Source organism: Superficieibacter electus, from assembly GCF_002915575.1.
GTDB lineage: Bacteria > Pseudomonadota > Gammaproteobacteria > Enterobacterales > Enterobacteriaceae > Superficieibacter > Superficieibacter electus.
This window is the reverse complement of record NZ_PQGD01000033.1, coordinates 1-17,323: the sequence shown is the minus strand read 5'-3', so window position 1 is coordinate 17,323 and position 17,323 is coordinate 1. Positions and strand designations below refer to the sequence as shown.

General features: G+C 42.8%; 16 protein-coding genes. 9 read left to right on the top strand and 7 right to left on the bottom strand.

Annotation, left to right across the window (positions count from 1 at the left end):
* The 4 genes from trhH to CHU32_RS25575 all read right to left on the bottom strand — a co-directional run bounded on the left by trhH (position 1) and on the right by CHU32_RS25575 (position 4,358).
* On the bottom strand, positions 1-1,416 hold the full coding sequence (gene trhH, locus CHU32_RS25590) for an IncHI-type conjugal transfer protein TrhH (RefSeq protein WP_001257292.1): 1,416 nt from the start codon (positions 1,414-1,416) through the stop codon (positions 1-3).
* A complete protein-coding gene (locus CHU32_RS25585) occupies positions 1,406-2,452 on the bottom strand; it encodes a thioredoxin family protein (RefSeq protein ID WP_000196727.1) in 1,047 nt (348 codons plus the stop codon). Before CHU32_RS25585 ends, trhH begins: the two co-directional genes overlap by 11 nt.
* Before the next feature lie 591 nt (positions 2,453-3,043).
* The gene (locus CHU32_RS25580) at positions 3,044-3,556 is read right to left on the bottom strand and encodes a hypothetical protein (RefSeq protein ID WP_001140952.1); all 513 of its coding nucleotides are present in this window, start codon (positions 3,554-3,556) and stop codon (positions 3,044-3,046) included.
* A gap of 1 nt (position 3,557) precedes the next feature.
* A complete protein-coding gene (locus CHU32_RS25575) occupies positions 3,558-4,358 on the bottom strand; it encodes a hypothetical protein (protein WP_000004208.1) in 801 nt (266 codons plus the stop codon).
* A 759-nt stretch (positions 4,359-5,117) separates the two neighbouring features.
* Between CHU32_RS25575 and mobI the strand changes: the two genes are divergently transcribed.
* The 8 genes from mobI to CHU32_RS25535 are packed head-to-tail and all read left to right on the top strand — an operon-like array spanning position 5,118 to position 15,260.
* The gene (mobI, locus tag CHU32_RS25570) at positions 5,118-5,603 is read left to right on the top strand and encodes a conjugative transfer protein MobI(A/C) (RefSeq protein ID WP_000071885.1); all 486 of its coding nucleotides are present in this window, start codon (positions 5,118-5,120) and stop codon (positions 5,601-5,603) included.
* The gene (locus tag CHU32_RS25565; RefSeq protein ID WP_000995978.1) at positions 5,600-6,337 is read left to right on the top strand and encodes a hypothetical protein; all 738 of its coding nucleotides are present in this window, start codon (positions 5,600-5,602) and stop codon (positions 6,335-6,337) included. The genes mobI and CHU32_RS25565 overlap by 4 nt, the downstream gene beginning before the upstream one ends.
* Before the next feature lie 9 nt (positions 6,338-6,346).
* Complete coding sequence (gene mobH / locus CHU32_RS25560; RefSeq protein ID WP_001011152.1) at positions 6,347-9,493, top strand: MobH family relaxase; 3,147 nt, start codon at positions 6,347-6,349, stop codon at positions 9,491-9,493.
* Positions 9,493-11,577, top strand: coding sequence for a conjugative transfer system coupling protein TraD (gene traD, locus CHU32_RS25555; RefSeq protein ID WP_001284073.1), 2,085 nt, complete (start codon positions 9,493-9,495; stop codon positions 11,575-11,577). The genes mobH and traD overlap by 1 nt, the downstream gene beginning before the upstream one ends.
* Positions 11,577-12,686: a hypothetical protein gene (locus tag CHU32_RS25550; protein ID WP_000343600.1), complete on the top strand. Its 1,110-nt coding sequence runs from the start codon at positions 11,577-11,579 to the stop codon at positions 12,684-12,686. Before traD ends, CHU32_RS25550 begins: the two co-directional genes overlap by 1 nt.
* A complete protein-coding gene (locus CHU32_RS25545) occupies positions 12,673-13,335 on the top strand; it encodes an IncC plasmid conjugative DNA transfer DtrJ family protein (protein WP_000718549.1) in 663 nt (220 codons plus the stop codon). The genes CHU32_RS25550 and CHU32_RS25545 overlap by 14 nt, the downstream gene beginning before the upstream one ends.
* Positions 13,336-13,345: 10 nt before the next feature.
* Positions 13,346-14,527 (top strand): S49 family peptidase, encoded by a 1,182-nt coding sequence (locus CHU32_RS25540; RefSeq protein WP_000952985.1) that lies wholly within the window; start codon positions 13,346-13,348, stop codon positions 14,525-14,527.
* A gap of 1 nt (position 14,528) precedes the next feature.
* A complete protein-coding gene (locus CHU32_RS25535) occupies positions 14,529-15,260 on the top strand; it encodes a nuclease-related domain-containing protein (RefSeq protein WP_000338612.1) in 732 nt (243 codons plus the stop codon).
* A 286-nt stretch (positions 15,261-15,546) separates the two neighbouring features.
* Here CHU32_RS25535 and CHU32_RS25530 read toward each other — a convergent pair whose 3' ends face one another.
* The 3 genes from CHU32_RS25530 to CHU32_RS25520 all read right to left on the bottom strand — a co-directional run bounded on the left by CHU32_RS25530 (position 15,547) and on the right by CHU32_RS25520 (position 16,906).
* Positions 15,547-15,900, bottom strand: coding sequence for a hypothetical protein (locus tag CHU32_RS25530; protein ID WP_000210769.1), 354 nt, complete (start codon positions 15,898-15,900; stop codon positions 15,547-15,549).
* 65 nt (positions 15,901-15,965) lie between these two features.
* On the bottom strand, positions 15,966-16,250 hold the full coding sequence (locus CHU32_RS25525) for a hypothetical protein (RefSeq protein WP_001091367.1): 285 nt from the start codon (positions 16,248-16,250) through the stop codon (positions 15,966-15,968).
* Between the two features lie 356 nt (positions 16,251-16,606).
* Positions 16,607-16,906, bottom strand: coding sequence for a hypothetical protein (locus CHU32_RS25520; RefSeq protein ID WP_000442693.1), 300 nt, complete (start codon positions 16,904-16,906; stop codon positions 16,607-16,609).
* Positions 16,907-17,227: 321 nt separating this feature from the next.
* On the opposite strand from CHU32_RS25520, the gene CHU32_RS29005 reads away from it, so the two are divergent.
* The coding region (locus tag CHU32_RS29005; RefSeq protein ID WP_047353200.1) for a hypothetical protein at positions 17,228-17,323 on the top strand (96 nt) is incomplete at its 3' end.

The following is a 17,323-nucleotide window of genomic DNA, read 5'->3' as shown; positions in this document are numbered from 1 at the left end:
TCAGTTACGTGTGCCACGAATACTTTCAGTGAAAGCCTTCCGTTGCAGGCGACGGTTATCCCAGGTTGAAATGACGTCCGAGCTGGTACCGACCTGGCTGTGCGATAGCTCATAGGCGGCTTTAACCTGTTTTGAGAGATTGTCTGTTAATCGGTTGAGATCATCCCTTTTACCCGACAGCGACTCACTCGGTATGCTCATGGTTGAAATTTTGGCCTCAACCTGGCGCAACATGTTGATTACGAGGCTCGTCGCAGCAATAGTGCTGATGTCCTGAATGTATGCGTACCCTTCCGGTGCTTCGAATGTTTGCAAAGAGTCGATAATGGTCGGGATGCCGATATAGGAGATAATGCGTAATTCATCATCTGAAACACGAACGTCGTTGATGATTTTTTTCTGTACGTTTAAAAGAAGATCAGAAATGGTATCCTTCAATCCCTTAAAACCACCGTCATTAACTTCTGACATGACAAGGCACTGAGCCTTTCGTGGGGATGATGGATCTGGTGCCGGAGAACACTTGAGCATTTTAATTGATCCGCCAGCTGGTGGCCCCATGATGTAATCCGTGACAGTCATGGTAGACGGGCGGACTTCCATTCCCGCTTTTTCGCCTTTGCTATCCCAGTTGATAATGACAGTACCTACGAGAGACATAAGTTGTTCTGCCAGTTTATAACCGGATAACTCCGTTACCCCTCCGATGTTCATCGTTCCCTTATCAATATCCATGAACGACATATAGAAGAGGTTACCACTGAATTTTTCAGCGAACTCTTCGGGATCCTTTGCTTTAACCTGAGAAGTGACAGCTTCAGGTGACTTTGTCATCGATGAGCCAAAATCAGGAATAAGACCATTAATCGATCCCAGAATTGAGGCTGGTCCAGAGCTAACTGAGTTAGCGAACTGGCTTGGCGTACCCACGTTTTCAGAAAGGAAAGAGTAAGTTGCATTGCATGAATCTTTCGCAAATTTATTTAGCGCTTGCAGTTTGTTTTGGATGTCATTAATCGTTGCAGCACAGTCAGCACAAATAGCTGAAACAGCAACGTTAAAAGCATAGATAGCCGCACCCTGGGCAATACCACGGGCCACCTGCACAAGCTGGTCCCCGTTGATCATGCTGAAGGACCCAAGAAAAACGTCAATACCGTTACAACCGACAGAAGCTTTTGGAAACGACATGGAAACAAGGTTGGTATTAACGTTTGTTGTTCGGTAAGACATTGACCCGCCAACTATGCCTGTACGGGTTGCTGTGGAAAAGGTGGCCGGGCTGGTAGACGTCATCATGCCATTGAAAATGTTACGCATTGCGTTGTCTGCATTTGCAGTCGGGGCTAAAATTGCAGCACAAACAGAAAGAGACAAAAGTAACTTTTTGAAGTTGAAAACGGCATTACTGCGCATAAGTGCCTCCAAAACTGCCGCCAGCATTGAGATAATTGACCGGATCGGCCGTAGGCATGTCATAGCCTTCGAGTTTTTGGTCCATTATTTTTTGAAGTAGGAATGGGTCTGATTCCATTTCGGATTTATTAACGGTAATAACGCCATCATCGCCGATGGTATATTGCCTTTTAATATCTAGAGTTGACTGGAACGAAGCGTCATCGATCAGATTCATGCCCTTCGCGGCAAGTATAATAGTGTTCTTTAATTCATCAGCGGAGATCATGCCTTCACTAATGCGCTGAGCTGATGTCCCATCCTTTGAAACCAGGAAAATTGTAGGTACCTCTCGAATTTTAAATTGATCAATAATTTGTGCGTTGGGGATGTTAAAATCCTGAAAAAGGCCATTATGCAATGGCCTTCCATCCATACTGATTGGAAGAATATCTACCGAATAATAGTTCTGCATAAATTGAAGTATTTGGCTTTCTTCGTGGCAAAACTGGCAAGTACTCTGGAAAAAGAAAAATAAACCTGACTTAGTAAAGATATCTTTCATTACCGTTTGCTGATTTTTTTCAACAACAGTGCGGTGAGCATCCAGTGCCACCTTTTCCACTGGTTGCCTGCGTTTTTCAGACATCATCGGGTTTTTAAGAAAATAATCTTTTGATTTGTCAGAAAAACGCGTACTGATATCCAGCATTAACCTTTGCGCCGTGTAATAACGTGATAGATTTTCTGCGGTAGGGTTATCCATTGCCTGCGTTAACAGTCGAGGCATATTCTCTTTTAGCCATTTTGAATTTAAATCTACCATTTCCTCTTTTGAAGGCGAGCTAGCAGCACCGGTTGGTGGCAAAACCTCTTCTTCTTCAGCTTCGCTTTTTTTAGCAGGATCGTCATACCAGAAGAAACCCTTCTTATAAGCCTGGCCAGATACAAAGGGCGTATCTTTTATTAGGGGTTGCTCAGGGCTGGCGTGGGCACCAGTAATTACCAAAGACATAAGCAAAACCATCTTTGAAGGCGCTAATGCAATACGAGTCATAGACCGTTCTCCTTTTCTGATGCGGTTATGATGGCATACAAAAAAAAGGTTAGAGCTCGTATAGCATGGTCGTTTTTATGTTGAAAAGGACGGAAAAGGAGTGCTGACTAAGAAGATAGTCTCGGTGATGGAAAGATCATCCATCTTGCACGTTGTCAAAAATCCGGTGTAACAAAAACATGGTTTTATCGAATATCTAAAAGCAAATATTGCTTTGAAAACAGGTGTATTTAGAGCTGAAAAAAATCATCACAAGTAATGCTGTTTCTATATTTCAAAAAAGGAATAGCTAAGGATCAAAGAAGCGAACTTAGACAAGAATATAAAATATATTAATTGAAAGCGATTAAGAAGTCGTCATGCATAGAAGGTTTTGAGAACCTAAGTAGTTTTACGTTTTCAACAGAAAAAAAGGTGCACATTTTTGGAACGAAGAAAAACTGAATAAAGAAAAATCAAATTATATCTTTACTTGTCAAGAGTTGATATTTAAGTTGTAACTAATATTTGATTGTAAAGCAAACAACAGAATTTGACTTAAGTCAATATTTAGATTCAGACAAGGCAAGTTTCGCGATATCTTTTTTAAATTTAATCTAATTCTTCTTGAGAATACCTCTCTATGGCTGAAGCAGTTGAAGATAATCTGCAACGTGGACAATGAGCATCATTTGTCACTGGCACAATGTATGGGCGTTTACATTTTTCGCAGGCACCTAGTTCTTCAATTTCTTTCATAGAAGTAAGGATTTCTATTATTTTATTAACTTCCGGTGCGCATACAAAGTATCCCAGATTATGAAGGACACTCATTATTCGGTTGAAGTCAATTTGCCGAAAACTCGCTTCCGGATTTATTGGATCAAAACCAAAATAGTTAACTGCGACATCAATAACAGCAGAAAAGGCTCGGCGGTTATCTGTGCGTTTGCTCCAGCCCCGGATACCTTTTTTGAGTTTTGTTTTTGCACCAGGCTCAAAATCGATATTTTCAGCAACATGATTACCGTACAAAATTCGTATTGTATTTTTATTTGCCCCAAGCGACATAGTTCTTGCTGCTCGCAATAGAGCATTAGCTTTTGTTTGATCGACCTTTGCCATATCAATAATCCTTTAACATAACTTTATTTGTTAAAGTGTTGAACACATCCTGACGGTGACTGGTGAACATAGTGTCATAACGTAATAGTTCCATCAAATCATCACTAACTTTTCCTAACCGGATGTCAGCAGACAATTCATAAGCCCAGGCAAAAACTTTCGTTTTAAGTGAAACACTCTCTTCAATATGCCCTTGTGAGAAAGCAATTGTACGTGGGAAAAGAACGACATCGTTAATTGTTTTTAACGATGAATAACCAATGTCTTTAATAGCATCAGCTGTAGTTGGTTTTAAACCAAAGAAAATACTTACAAACTCTGGTGCGAGCATTGAGATAAAGAACACCTGCATAAAGTAGTCATTCTGTATATCAACACATTTAGAACGCAACTCATGAATCTTCTTGGGATTATAGATATCCACTGTACCATTCAGAAAAGTCACTTTTTCACCGGCATCGTAAATACCATAGTCAATATCATTTGTATCATATTCACGAATTACATTGGAATCACCGTCCAAGACCGCAGAAAAAAACCTCTCCCATGTAATTTCCTTTCCGAGTGTACGCGGAACCAAAAAACTACCTGGACGTGTTTCCACTTCAAAAGCTAAATCAGCGGCTGTACTAAATCCTTTCCCAAATAGGCGACGCTGGAGAAGAGGAGTCCCAGTTTGATATGCAGAAGATCCATGCACAGGCAATAACATTAAAAATGCACGGTAACTACGAATAAGCGAAATCTCAGTGCGGAAAAGTTTACCGAGTAAGCTACGAGTTAAATTATCAGATTCTGACATGTGCTGATTGTCCTTGCGCCATTACAATTGTTCAAATCTTCAACATGGATTTTTTGTTAGGTGTTCGGTAGGGTGAAAAGTAACTTTTAGTATTTTCTTAAGGCTTGAATAAGCCTTAAATCTATCCCTTCAACCACACCGCTTACTTGTAACACTTTTTAACCAAACTAACCAGAATTTTATCAAAAATTCCTGCGCATGCTAACGAAATGTGAAGCGATTAAAAAAAAACCTAAATCCAGCCCCTCCCAACGTTGGATTAGAATAACGACGTCTTTCACTGACCGTCATAAACTGACATTTTTACTTTTCATCAACCTCATGCTTACATAGGATCACTAAACAAAGAAAAGTGACCCTATGAATGCCTCACATAGGGTCACTTATGTTTGAAAAGTGACCCTATGTAATGTCGTCATAGGGTCACTTTTTATAAAAGTGTCACTATGGACAAAGTTCCATAGGGTCATTTTTTTTGGAAAAGTGGCACTAGATATATGTATAACTTTAATAGAGCAATGCACATTATCAAAAGCAATAATCCACAATGGTCATTCTGTCAAAAGTAACTTTAGGGGGTAGCGATGGAAGTGAGGCTAAACTCGCTGTTACTGTTTCTGAAGGCCCCTCCCGAATGGGGGAAACAGCGAGTGCATTACATCTGTTCAATTCCCTCATCAAAGAGCATTCAAAAATCTTCTGTTCGTGAAAAAAAACGGAAATTTCCTCCGGTATAGTAATTTCACATCAGGAGGCGTCATGAGTAATTCAAATCTTATAAGTTCTATAGAGCTAACACGTAAAAATTTACGTGCTCAGATTGAAGGTTTGCGTGTTGAGGCTGAAGATCTCATTACAAAATACTGGATCAAGTGGAAGGAACGAAACCACCAAGAGATTAACCTTACCCGACATAGCAAAGTTCCAAAGAGGGAGTACCTGGGTTCTTACGCACCAAAAGTTGAGCTAATTGGTAATGCCAGAAAAGTAACGATCACTTGGCATCAGTTCAGCCCTTATAAAACAAGAGCGCCTAGCCACATGTCAAAACGGGTGCAACCAATGAAAAGTGGAAAATATTCTAAGAACTGTTTTGTAAACCATGCCAGCTGGGAATACGAAATGATTTCTGAAACGGAAGCATTGCTGGAGCCTTACAGAGAAATGCTTGAGCTCTATCATTCAGCATATATCGAACTTGGACGAAAAATCCGTCAATACTCAAAAACTAAGGTGGCACAATGAACGACGCAATTATCACGGACAATGAGCGTATTAACATTGAACCAAAAGATGTAATGGTAAAAGGTTCAAATAAAAAGCAAGGCGTAAACGCTCAAACTTCTACTCAACGTAGACCAGAGCACCAGGGTATGGCCAAAGTTATTATTAACCCCGGCACCCCAGACTTTAACCGGTTTTTAACTGCCAGAAATGGAGCAGTCATCAGAGGTTTTGATGATGTGAGTATCGCTATTTCCTCTCTCTTTAAAACGGTTGATGCAGTTAAACATCCTGACCTTGTTCAGGCTATTCAGGATTGGTTCAACGAGCTGCATGAAGAAAACAATAAGATGAAAGAAAATCTTGTTGCTTATATTAAGTCAATTGAGTTCGACAAGAATGACTCATTCATGTCATCAACTCAGTTTGTACCTTTCAGTTTTGAACCAGTACAACTCAACTTCAATAACCACAACACCATGAGGTTTTACAAGTACATCTTCGAGATGAACCAGCTCATGAACACAATGTATGAGTACAACTCATTGGGTTTACTGGCTGTAAGCGACTATCCGGTTATGTCTCACAACATTATAAAGAGTATTAATTTATATGTTGAGAATGTGAAAAAGACTCTGAATGTTTCTCGCCGTAAGGATGGGCCATACAGTCCAGCAGAGTTCATCACCAAAGTAATGCAATATAAAAGTGTGCAGGCATACATTGCAGCCGAACTGTCAGGCAAACGTCGATAAGGTATGATGATGAATTTCAGGGCGCTGTATTTATGTATTAAACGGATTTTGGGGATATTCTCATCTCAGGAGAATGATGCAACCTCTGTAATGATTGAGGATATATCAAGCCTCTCTCCTTTTGCGCAGATTCTAGGAGATCAGAAGTACACTGTTCCTGATCATCCAAATCCAGAAGTCCTGAAATTCATCGAGTATCCAACTCGTCCGACGGGCATACAGACATTTAATGAACAGTCAATCCTGTCTCTGTATCGGGAAAAGCTGCACTCAATTTCAATGATGTTAGCTATCAGCGATAGCGACATCAGGGACGATGCATATACATTTACTAATTTAGTTTTAAAGCCCTTGGTTGAATATGTTCGCTGGATACATCTTTTGCCAGCTTCCGAAAATCATCATCATAATGGTATTGGTGGGTTACTTTCTCACAGCCTGGAAGTGGCCATACTCTCTTTAAAAAATGCGCATCACTCAGAACTGAGACCAATCGGATATCAAGATGAAGAAGTAGTCCGTAGAAAAGTATATCTCTATGCTGCGTTTATCTGTGGTTTAGTCCATGATGCCGGAAAGGTTTACGATCTCGACATTGTAAGCCTGAATTTAGCTAGTCCGATCATTTGGACGCCAAGCTCACAAAGTCTTCTTGACTGGGCACGTGAAAATGACGTGGTTGAATACGAAATCCACTGGCGAAAGCGTATTCATAATCAACATAATATCTGGTCCAGCGTTTTCCTTGAGCGAATCCTAAACCCGGTATGTCTTGCATTTTTGGATCGGGTAAATAAAGAACGTGTTTATTCAAAAATGATCACCGCCCTAAACGTTTATACTGATGGGAATGACTTTTTGTCTAAATGCGTGAGGACCGCTGATTTCTATTCTACTGGTACAGACCTTAATGTTTTACGTGACCCTATCATGGGTCTGCGTTCTAATGATGCAGCAGCAAGGGCCATTAGTACCATCAAGCACAACTTTACCAGTATCAATATCAACAATTACAATGCTAAGCCTATGCACATCATTATCGTAAATGGTGAGGTATACCTTAACGAGAACGCATTCCTTGATTTTGTTCTCAATGATTTCGAATTACATAAATATAACTTCCCTCAGGGAGAGGCTGGTAAGACCGTATTGGTAGAATCCCTAGTTCAACGTGGTTACGTCGAGCCCTATGATGATGAGCGTGTCGTTCACTACTTCATTCCGGGTATCTATTCGGAAAACGAAATATCAAACATCTTTAGAAATGGGATAGGGAAACTAGAATTCTATAACCTTCTTAAGCTAAGGTGGATTGGTTTAATCTTTGATTCCTATAAAATCCCTGACTCAGTGCCGGGTCTTTTTAGCGTTAATGCCAATAAAGACTTTATTTACATTGACGAGCAAAAAACAGTTACTGAATACAGAAGACCAGTGCCCGGTCGGGACGTTATAACTAAAATTACTGATACTGTTGAGACGGCTGTTCTTAAGGTTAATGATTTAGGCCGCTCCTCTGCCTCTATTGATGTTGATATACATTCTAAGAAAAATGAAGGCTCATCCGACGATTTTGAGAAGAAAGCCGAAAGTGATAATGAAATTGATAATGACACGCAGATAGTTAAATCTGAGGGTGAGGAAGCAGCTGATCCTGTCATTCCTGATATAGAAGAAAGTGAAGATGAATCGGCAAAGGACACGGAATCCCATGTCCTGGTCAACCAACTTCATGAACTCCTTTTAAGCGCTCCACTTTCCAATGACTATATAGTGTGTGTTGATGCTGTCCCCTACCTCAACATAGATACCACTATGGCATTGCTGCCGGGATTAGATGAAAAAGCATTCAGTGAAGAGCCCTATTTCCAACTGACATTCAGAGAAGGCTCTCTCGATGGAATGTGGATAGTAAGGGACATTGACGATCTGCGTTTAGTCCAGCTCGGCGATAACTGCGCCGGGTTCCAGCTCACCTATCATGAGCCAAGAAGGCCAACAACTTTAAAGTCACTTTTCAATACTTCTATGTATCAGGCATTAGTGATTAATGATGAGTCTTCTGTTGAAAACTCTGCCCCACGTCCAAAGCAAACGCTTGAGCTGCCTCCCCCACGTGTAAATGCAGTCGAAGAACATTCTGGCGACGTGGAATATCATGGAACCGATAGTGCATCCGCGACTGGTCCGCTGAAAACTGAGGCTGTGGAATATGAACATTATCAACATCTTTTTGAGAAAGAAGATGAAGAGCATGAGATCATTGATTATACCGATTTCTCACAGCTTAGTGTTTCTCGGCCAGAAGTCGGTAGTTGTGCAACAAGCTCTTCGGTCCATAATGAAAAGCTTCTCTCCGAGCCGTCAGAATTACCAGAACTTAACCGAGAACAGAACGCTGATCCCCAGGGTACGAATGAACGCTCTATGGATGTTTCTGTAGGACAAGAAAACTCAGAACCAGATACTGAGGGTAACTGCCCACCACCAGCTGAAGTTGTGTATTCCCAGACCGAAGCAGCCGCAACCAGTGTGATGGCAAGTGAAGAGCCCGCCTTACCTCCTGTACTTGAAGAATCAAATGGAGAGCATGCGCCCACAGACGCTAAGGGGCATCATCTTTCGCCAGCACTGGCCAGACTGTTCGCCCCAACAGCACCGGTAGAAAAACAAAATCCCAAGCGCAACCGGAATAAATCATCGGACAAAGCAGAAGTACAAAAACCAGCATCACCTGTTTCTGGTCACAATCTGAACAGTAAAGTCTTTGCATCTACTGAATCAGACCAAAATGGTGAATTCTCGCTTATAAGCGAAGGTGACGTTACAGAGCTTGAATTTGTAGAAATTGCGTTAGTACTGCATCAAATTCTGTCCAAAATGGAGGTGGCGTTTAAAAGAAAGCGCAAAAACAGATTTATGGTAAGTACTCCTAATACTCTCTATCTGACCCAATCTTGCGTGGAAAAATTTGGGTCGCAGTTAGAGGCTCAAGATCTTTTCAATAAGCTTCCTCAGTACCTCGTTAATTCTGGTGCTGTGATCAATACAAAATGCCATGCATTTAACATGCCTACTTTGCTGGCCGCATCAGACCGGGCGAAAGTGGACATTGAACGAATTATCAATAACCTGAAAGAGGCTGGGAACCTATAATGTCAGATTCGAAGAGGACTAACCTCCATGCACAAGAGAATTTTTATCGGCCTATTCTTGAGTATCGTAGTGCCTCAATACTTTTGATTTGTTCGGTTTCTATGCTTTATATGGGACTTTCTTCAGACGGACTGGACATCGCCCCAATAGTTCTGTTCACCTCAATATTGCTTTTTTTGCTGTGCCTTTATCGTTGCAAAACAGCAGCGCCATTTTTGATGGCTCATTGGCGTGTATTCAAGCGACATTTCATGTTCGTTAGTCTTGATTCACTGCGTGTAATTAACAAAAGTAACTTTTTCTCCAATGAGCGAAAGTATCGTCAACTGGTTCAGGATTATCAAAATAAAAATAAGGATATACCCGAGCGAAAGTCCTATTTTTGTGATGGGTTTGAGTGGGGTCCGGAACATGCGGATCGGGCATATCAAATAGCTAACCTCTCCAGTGATAAACGTGAGATCGAGTTGCCATTCGTCTTCAACCCAATTAAGAGACATTTTGACGCAATGGCTCGTAAGATGGGCGGCAGCAATGCAATTTTTGCTGTGGAACGTAGGGAACCCATATTTGTAACTGAAGACAATTGGTTTGGTCATACTCTGATAACCGGAAACGTGGGTACCGGGAAAACGGTGCTACAGCGTTTACTAAGCATTAGCATGCTTCATCTTGGTCATGTTGTTGTTGTCATAGATCCAAAGAACGATGCAGAGTGGCGAGAATCTCTAATGGAAGAGGCTAAGACCCTCGGTCTTCCTTTCTATAAATTTCATCCTGGCCAGCCAGCATCTTCGGTCTGTATTGATGTCTGCAACACCTATACTAATGTTTCTGACCTAACATCTCGTCTTTTGAGCTTGGTGACAGTTCCCGGTGAGGTTAACCCATTCGTTCAGTATGCCAAGGCTCTCGTTTCCAATGTGATTTCCGGGCTTTCTTACATAGAGAAAAAGCCTTCTATTTATCTGATTCACAAGAACATGAAAAGCCACATGTCTATTGTGAATCTTACAGTCAAGGTAATGGAGTCATGTTACGCGAGATATTATGGTTACGATGTCTGGACCGAAAAAGTTAAGTACGTCGCTAACGATACCTTGCCGGTACGTTTCAAGCGTCTCGCTGAATGGTTTACGGCTCATTTCATGAATTACGAGGGGTCCGAACAAATAGACTGGTTAGATACTGTTTCCCAGCTTATTGATTACTCAATGTCCGACCCAGAGCATATGGCTAAAATGACCGCAGGTATTATGCCTGTTTTCGATATGCTCATTGAAAAACCTTTAAATGAGCTTTTATCTCCTAACCCGAACTCAGTATCATCAAGAGAAATTGTAACAAGCGAAGGGATGTTCAGCACTGGCGGGGTGCTATACATTTCGCTTGATGGCCTTTCAAACCCCGATACAGCAGCTGCTATTTCTCAATTAATAATGTCAGATCTGACCTCCTGTGCCGGTAGTCGCTACAACGCTCAAGATGGTGATATGTCAGCTAATTCCAGGATAAGTATTTTTGTTGATGAGGCACACTCAGCCATTAACAACCCTATGATTAACCTTCTGGCGCAGGGTCGTGCAGCGAAAATTGCACTGTTTATTTGCACCCAAACCATCTCCGACTTTATTGCTGCGGCAAGTGTTGAAACTGCCAATCGAATTACGGGGCTCTGCAACAATTATATAAGCTTGCGAGTCAACGATACTCCTACTCAGACGCTTGTTGTAGAGAACTTTGGTAAGAGTGCGATAAGCACAAATATGGTCACTTATACGACCGGTTCAGAAACATCTTTGCCGCATAATAACTTCTCAGGTTCAATCTCAGAAAGAAAGCAGACAACTTTAGAAGAGAGTATTCCAAAGGATCTCTTGGGTCAGGTCCCTATGTTTCACATAGTTGCCAGGCTTCAAGATGGCAGGAAGGTTGTAGGCCAAATCCCTATTGCTGTTGCTGAGAAACAAATGAAGCCAAACACAACTCTGTCGGAAATGCTTTTCAAGAAGGCCGGAAAAGTTACTTTGCGTCAAAATCTCGATATCAAAAATCTTAATAAATTTCTAAGGAAGTTGCATTGATGGATGAAAAAATTGTCCTGACGCGCCAGCAAATTTTAAGCTCTGCACTAAAAGTCAGCAAATGTCGCTCGCTCGTAAAAAGGCGCTTTCAGTCTTTGGGTTTAAAGTACGCAGATTCTCAGGAAGTTCGAGATCGGCTAACTATGATAGAAAAAAACGCGTTTCATCATTTGGGAAAATTTTGTCAGAGCAACGATATCGATTCCCTATTCTCCATGGCAAATACCCTGTCTGAGCTTTTCCTTTTAAAGGGAGAGTTGATCACGACTGATCCCTTTGGGGACCGTGAAACCAGCTACTGGTCGGTACCACAAGGATCATGCCATGAATGGATTCAATCACTGACCACCAGCGAAGGTCCTGAACGTAAATTCGTTAGTTTCCGTATTTCTTTCGATAACAATGACGTACGGTGTGATCTTGTAAAAAAGAATGCCCGTATGCTTGGTTGTTATCTTTTGCCTTATTTCGTCGATTTAACACGCACGGTGGGCGCATTCATTAATTTGCCAGGTAGTGTCTCTTTTAAACAAGTACAGCGCATCAAACCCCAGATTCATCCAGAAACAACACATAGTCATATAGTTACTATTGAGGACTCTCCCTTTCTTTCTCGGTTAAAATTTAAAATCATTACTGCCATAGATCAGCTTCCTGACCCTAATGGCCTTTATACAAACACCTTTAACAGCATTATTGACCGTGCACTGCTGACTCATCTCAAAACCGAACAGGAAAAAATAGATAGTCCAAGAGTCTGCAAAAATGTGATTTCGGCTTTTGCCGACTCAACTCTTTCTCTGCCGGTGTTTAACATCGGCCTAAACGAGCAGTACAGATACTGGACGCCGTGGGGCATCAACTTTATAGAATTTTCCCGCCAGGCCGCAAAAGCAAGGACCGCTGTATTTGTTCCTGATGTGGGACAGATCGAGTGGAAAAGCGCAGAGCATAAAGAACTGGCGGAGTTAAGCCTCATCGACCAAATCATACCTAAACAGTACCACTGGCTCCTGGGTATCCCGACGATGTGGCGTAACAACTATTGCAATCACGATCAGAGGCTAGCTCTTTTTCGTGAATGGAGGGAAAGCAATGGCTGCGGATAATACAAGCAGGGCAGCAGTGCTCAGAACAATGCTTTTTTTTGGCATGGTCATTTATTTTGGTTACAGCTTGGCTTTCCAGAATACTGAGGAGCTCAAATATCAGATTACTCAGGAGGTTAATGCAAGCCGGTCCATCATATCAAATGACCGTTGGAAGTCTGTCATTGCAAATAGTGAAGCGACTTTAAATTGGTTGGTACATGACTATAAGTTAATTGACTATCTGAATACTATTCTGATCCCTGACACCAAAAAACCAGCCAGAGGTATTAACATTGTTGCTGAAAAATTTACCTCTATTAATTACACTATGGCCAAAAACATACCCCTCTTACTTTATCAGTCCATTTTCCGGTGGAACTTAATCCTGGGGTGGCTAATCGTTTTTCTGCCCTATCTATTTGCCATGCTAGCAGATGGAATGTACCAGTGGAAATTGAAGAGGTACGTATTTGGTAAGGTTACAGTTCAGTTTTATCGTATTTGGTTTCGAGCATTTTGGGTGATCAGTGCTTTAACGATGGTCTACCTGGTCATGCCAAATATGTCACTATTTAACAATATCGCTCAACTTTTCCCACCAGTCGCTTTATTGATACTGGGAATTGCATTGAATCGCTTGTGGTCTAACTTTCAAAAACTCATGTAAAGGTGGTCAGATGTTAAGCAGTAAAAAAAGGAAGTCCCCTACAAATATCAAAGAATCGCTCAATGATAACGCTGACCGTTTTTATAAGATGTTTCGCATTCATACCACGGCAAAAGTTGCTATGTCGCTAATTGCCATGACCGCTGTAGGGTTTTCTTTCTACAATCTTTACGAACAATGGCAGGACGCTGAAGGGAAGAAAGACCATATAGCTGTAATACGGATTTCTGGCGAGATGGGTACCGGCTCGGAAACGGGCGATGGAACAGTGATCGCAACAGCTCTTGCCAAAGCTTACAATAATCCCCATGCCAAAGCAGTTATTATCGAGGCAGAGTCAGGTGGTGGTGGTCCCTCTGACGCCATCATTATTTACCGCCAGATAAACGCGCTTAAAAACCACCAGCCACAGATTGAACGCGTATCAGATGCCGGTGGCTCTCTTTCATCTGTAGCCGCTGACAAGAGTAACAAAACCGGGAGCACAGAACGTGGCGATGAAGCACGGTCGAAGCAAAACTCCCTCGAAGTACTCTCCAGCGGTACCGGTCGTTTTTTCTCTGATATCGCAGACTCATATAAACCAATCATCGTTAGTGTGAAAGGCATATGCGCATCCGCATGCTATTACGCGGTATCGCCCGCTGATGCAATTTATGCCGACAGTAATGCCCTGATCGGTTCTATCGGTGTGCGTATGGACCACTGGAATCTGTCAGAGATCATGAGCACAGTAGGCGTCAAGAATGAGCCCCTTACGGCCGGTGAGTTCAAAGATGCTCTTGACCCCTTCCACCCATTGTCCGATTCAACGAGGGAGTTCATGCAGAAGGAGATCCTGAACACGATGCATGAAAAATTTATAACTGATGTTGAACTTGGACGGGGTAAAAAGCTTCTCTCGCGTCATGATGCCGATGCTGTTTCTCTCTATTCAGGCCGTGTATGGCCAACACCTCAGGCAGTTAAGTACGGCCTGGTGGATGGAGATCTTACGTCAGTAGAGATCCGTACACGTCTTTCAAAAATGTACTCCACTGACACGTTCAAAAACTACAATGAGCCTCATCGTAATCTCCGTTCTGCACTCGGCATGCTGATGAGCCTGTCTTCAAATATTGAGAGCCTTACCGGTACCACTACCCGCTTAGTAGAATCTGTTAATGCCACCAGCTACCCCTCTGTGAGGTAACATGGATGCTTTCAATCTGCTGTGGAGCATTACGGGGGTAGCTTTCATTATCCTTATTTTCGTCGTGTTGCTGTGTCTGTTGGGATTTATGACCTCTGCCATAGCGGAACGGCGGACTGCAAAGGCAATTGAATCTGGGCTTCCTGAAGAAGCTCAGGGGCTACTTAGTGATCTCACCTTTCAGTTGTCGGCTCATAGCACTACGCAGGTTGATCACATTCTCGTAGCCCCACATGGTATATACGTCATAGAGCAGAAAAACTACGTAGGCAAGCTCTACGGTACTCTGGAGGAAAGCCACTGGCGGAAATGGACTCAGTCCCGAACCCTCAAGTTGCAGAACCCGTTTAAGCAAAACCAGGGGCACATCAGGGCTATTCAGTCTGCTCTTAAGGCTAGAGAACTGGAATGTATCAATGTCGTCATCATAAACGGACGTTGTAAGTTTGATGGCATCAAGCCGGAATGGTTATGTATGGGGATGGACGATTTTATCCATAAAGTCAAACAACGACGAGGGCTACGGTTGTTCACACCGGAGTCTGTTCAGCACATCTGTTCGGTGTTGAAGTCAACAAGGAAGTCGCCAGGGCTCTATACGGACCTTACTCATATTCATAACATAACGACAAAGTACAAAGCCCCGATGAAATTCGAGCAACGAGTAACATACATTCTGCTCAACTTTATCCATTATCTGTGGGCAAGTCTGTTCACTAAGCAGAAGCCTTAGCGCTCTATCATTGGTAAGGCTGTAAAATGTCTGCAAAAGGCCCCATCGGTAAATTGTTGGGGCTTTTTCTTTGCGTAGTTCTGATACGGTTTATCCTGTGGAGCATTATGGCCACCAGCCAGCTGGTGACTGGCCAACGCTTTGTATGACGTAGCCTACTCAGGGCAGGCTATTTTAGAGGGACCGATTTTTATCCGGGCTAATTTAGAAAGAGATAATTTGAACTTAGGCGGGCTGACCACCAGCAGAGAGGTAAATCACTAGCCGGTGATATTGACAGAAGTCGTCAGGGGTTTAACGCCGGAATATTTTGCCAGGCCTCCTGCAAGGTCTGCAAGACTTCTACAAGTGATAGTGACGGCCACAGGACTGTTTCCGTCATTATCACTCCAGGTGGCTCGCACTCTACTGGTACCAGAATTAAAACAACACGAGTTCCTTTTACCTGGTAGGCAAGGTTTACTGCCGGTTGGCGGTAGGAGGCCAGTACACCCTCACCATATTGAGCAGGGTTACTTGCCCAGTTCCGCACCATTGCATACACCTGAGGCATATACCGACTATCCAGATCCCCTTTGGGCCGTCTGAACGGCACGATTTCTTCTGAGCGGTAGGTGGTCGTTGTTGTATTGGTTGTCATCTTTGTCACCTCCCCTGTTCGTCCATTTAGAGTTTTAAGCTGCTTTACACATCACACTCAACTGATTATTTAAGCTGGTCATCGTCTCTGGCCAGCATAGCCCAACCATTCGCCTGGTTTTCGCGGGAGTAAGGATTCATTTCAAAATAACTATCTACCGCGTCGCTGTCCGCAACAGAACTGTTGTTAGCTCTCTTTGAACCCTGAACCACTACAGCATCAACCTCTGCGGCTTTCCCGTTGCGCTGTACCAGGATTTTAACCGTATTGGGCTTACGTCTTGCGAGCAGTTTGTTGGCGATAAAAAGCACAACAATCCAGGCCAAAAGCACGTATAAAAATGTATTCATAATGCCCTCCTTTGTATGTGATTATTATACCTGCTTCCATTGCAGGCCAAACAGGTTCGGTGCATGAAAAATAGACTTCTCTCCGGCGTATAGCAATCTACTTACTGATCTGTTTTCGTATCAAACTGTATGGCATAACCGAGGGGCGTACGTGGTGAGTCAGAAAGTTACTTTTCCGTAATAGTTAATTTCAGATCCTTCTTCCAGTTACGCTTCAGTATAAAACCGATACCCTCTAATTCAGCATCCTTCACGTTTAATACGCTTCACTTTAAGGCAGGGCTTTTCGGTTGAAATGAATTCTTTTTCCGGTTGCTGGACATGGGTTTCATCCTGATAGTTAAAGTTGCAGGCTATCAGTCACCACCACCACCTCCGTCACCTCCTCCACCGCCACCATCACAACCACCAGCTATGCTATTTTCACCATTACAATCACCTCCGAGGGGGTTCAAATGGCTGCTCCCCTGTAGATGGTGTCCTTGCCAGATCGAACCCGAACCAGCGCCTCCTGAGCGTCTTTGCTTGCCCTGAGGCAATTGTGCAGGCTCACCAGCACCGGCGGTACCAAAAATGTCCCGGGCAATTTTATAAAGAAGGTAAAAAGGTACGCCCAGCATCATAAAAAAGATTACTGAAAATATTACACGTTCCATTGATGATCTCCTGTCTTGTGAGAGACCAGTTATATCAGGGTGATTCAGTATTTCCGTTTAGAAAAGAGTACTAATTTGGCCTTGTTCGCTCTTAATTTGCCATCCGGGAAAAAGTCATAGGGATAGGCCTGCCAGAGTCAATAACTTCCAGTGATCTGGAGGAGACCCCGGCTCTCTGAGCCCTCATGGATGGTACGGCTTTACCCCTTGTAAACAGATTCACGTTCCGCAGGACAAACATCGACTACTGACGTCTCATATTTGCTGACGCTAATCCGACGTCTCATTGGGCTTTGTTGAATAAATCGAACTTTTGCTGAGTTGAAGGATCAGATCACGCATCTTCCCGACAACGCAGACCGTTCCGTGGCAAAGCAAAAGTTCAAAATCACCAACTGGCCCACCTACAATAAAGCC

Coding starts and splice junctions, on each gene's coding strand:
- traD (WP_001284073.1), top strand. CDS start 9,493: ATGTCAGATTCGAAGAGGACTAACCTCCATGCACAAGAGAATTTTTAT.
- trhH (WP_001257292.1), bottom strand. CDS start 1,416: ATGCGCAGTAATGCCGTTTTCAACTTCAAAAAGTTACTTTTGTCTCTT.
- mobH (WP_001011152.1), top strand. CDS start 6,347: ATGAATTTCAGGGCGCTGTATTTATGTATTAAACGGATTTTGGGGATA.
- CHU32_RS25565 (WP_000995978.1), top strand. CDS start 5,600: ATGAACGACGCAATTATCACGGACAATGAGCGTATTAACATTGAACCA.
- CHU32_RS25535 (WP_000338612.1), top strand. CDS start 14,529: ATGGATGCTTTCAATCTGCTGTGGAGCATTACGGGGGTAGCTTTCATT.
- CHU32_RS25550 (WP_000343600.1), top strand. CDS start 11,577: ATGGATGAAAAAATTGTCCTGACGCGCCAGCAAATTTTAAGCTCTGCA.
- mobI (WP_000071885.1), top strand. CDS start 5,118: ATGAGTAATTCAAATCTTATAAGTTCTATAGAGCTAACACGTAAAAAT.
- CHU32_RS25525 (WP_001091367.1), bottom strand. CDS start 16,250: ATGAATACATTTTTATACGTGCTTTTGGCCTGGATTGTTGTGCTTTTT.
- CHU32_RS25580 (WP_001140952.1), bottom strand. CDS start 3,556: ATGGCAAAGGTCGATCAAACAAAAGCTAATGCTCTATTGCGAGCAGCA.
- CHU32_RS25585 (WP_000196727.1), bottom strand. CDS start 2,452: ATGACTCGTATTGCATTAGCGCCTTCAAAGATGGTTTTGCTTATGTCT.
- CHU32_RS25520 (WP_000442693.1), bottom strand. CDS start 16,906: ATGGAACGTGTAATATTTTCAGTAATCTTTTTTATGATGCTGGGCGTA.
- CHU32_RS25530 (WP_000210769.1), bottom strand. CDS start 15,900: ATGACAACCAATACAACAACGACCACCTACCGCTCAGAAGAAATCGTG.
- CHU32_RS25575 (WP_000004208.1), bottom strand. CDS start 4,358: ATGTCAGAATCTGATAATTTAACTCGTAGCTTACTCGGTAAACTTTTC.
- CHU32_RS25540 (WP_000952985.1), top strand. CDS start 13,346: ATGTTAAGCAGTAAAAAAAGGAAGTCCCCTACAAATATCAAAGAATCG.
- CHU32_RS25545 (WP_000718549.1), top strand. CDS start 12,673: ATGGCTGCGGATAATACAAGCAGGGCAGCAGTGCTCAGAACAATGCTT.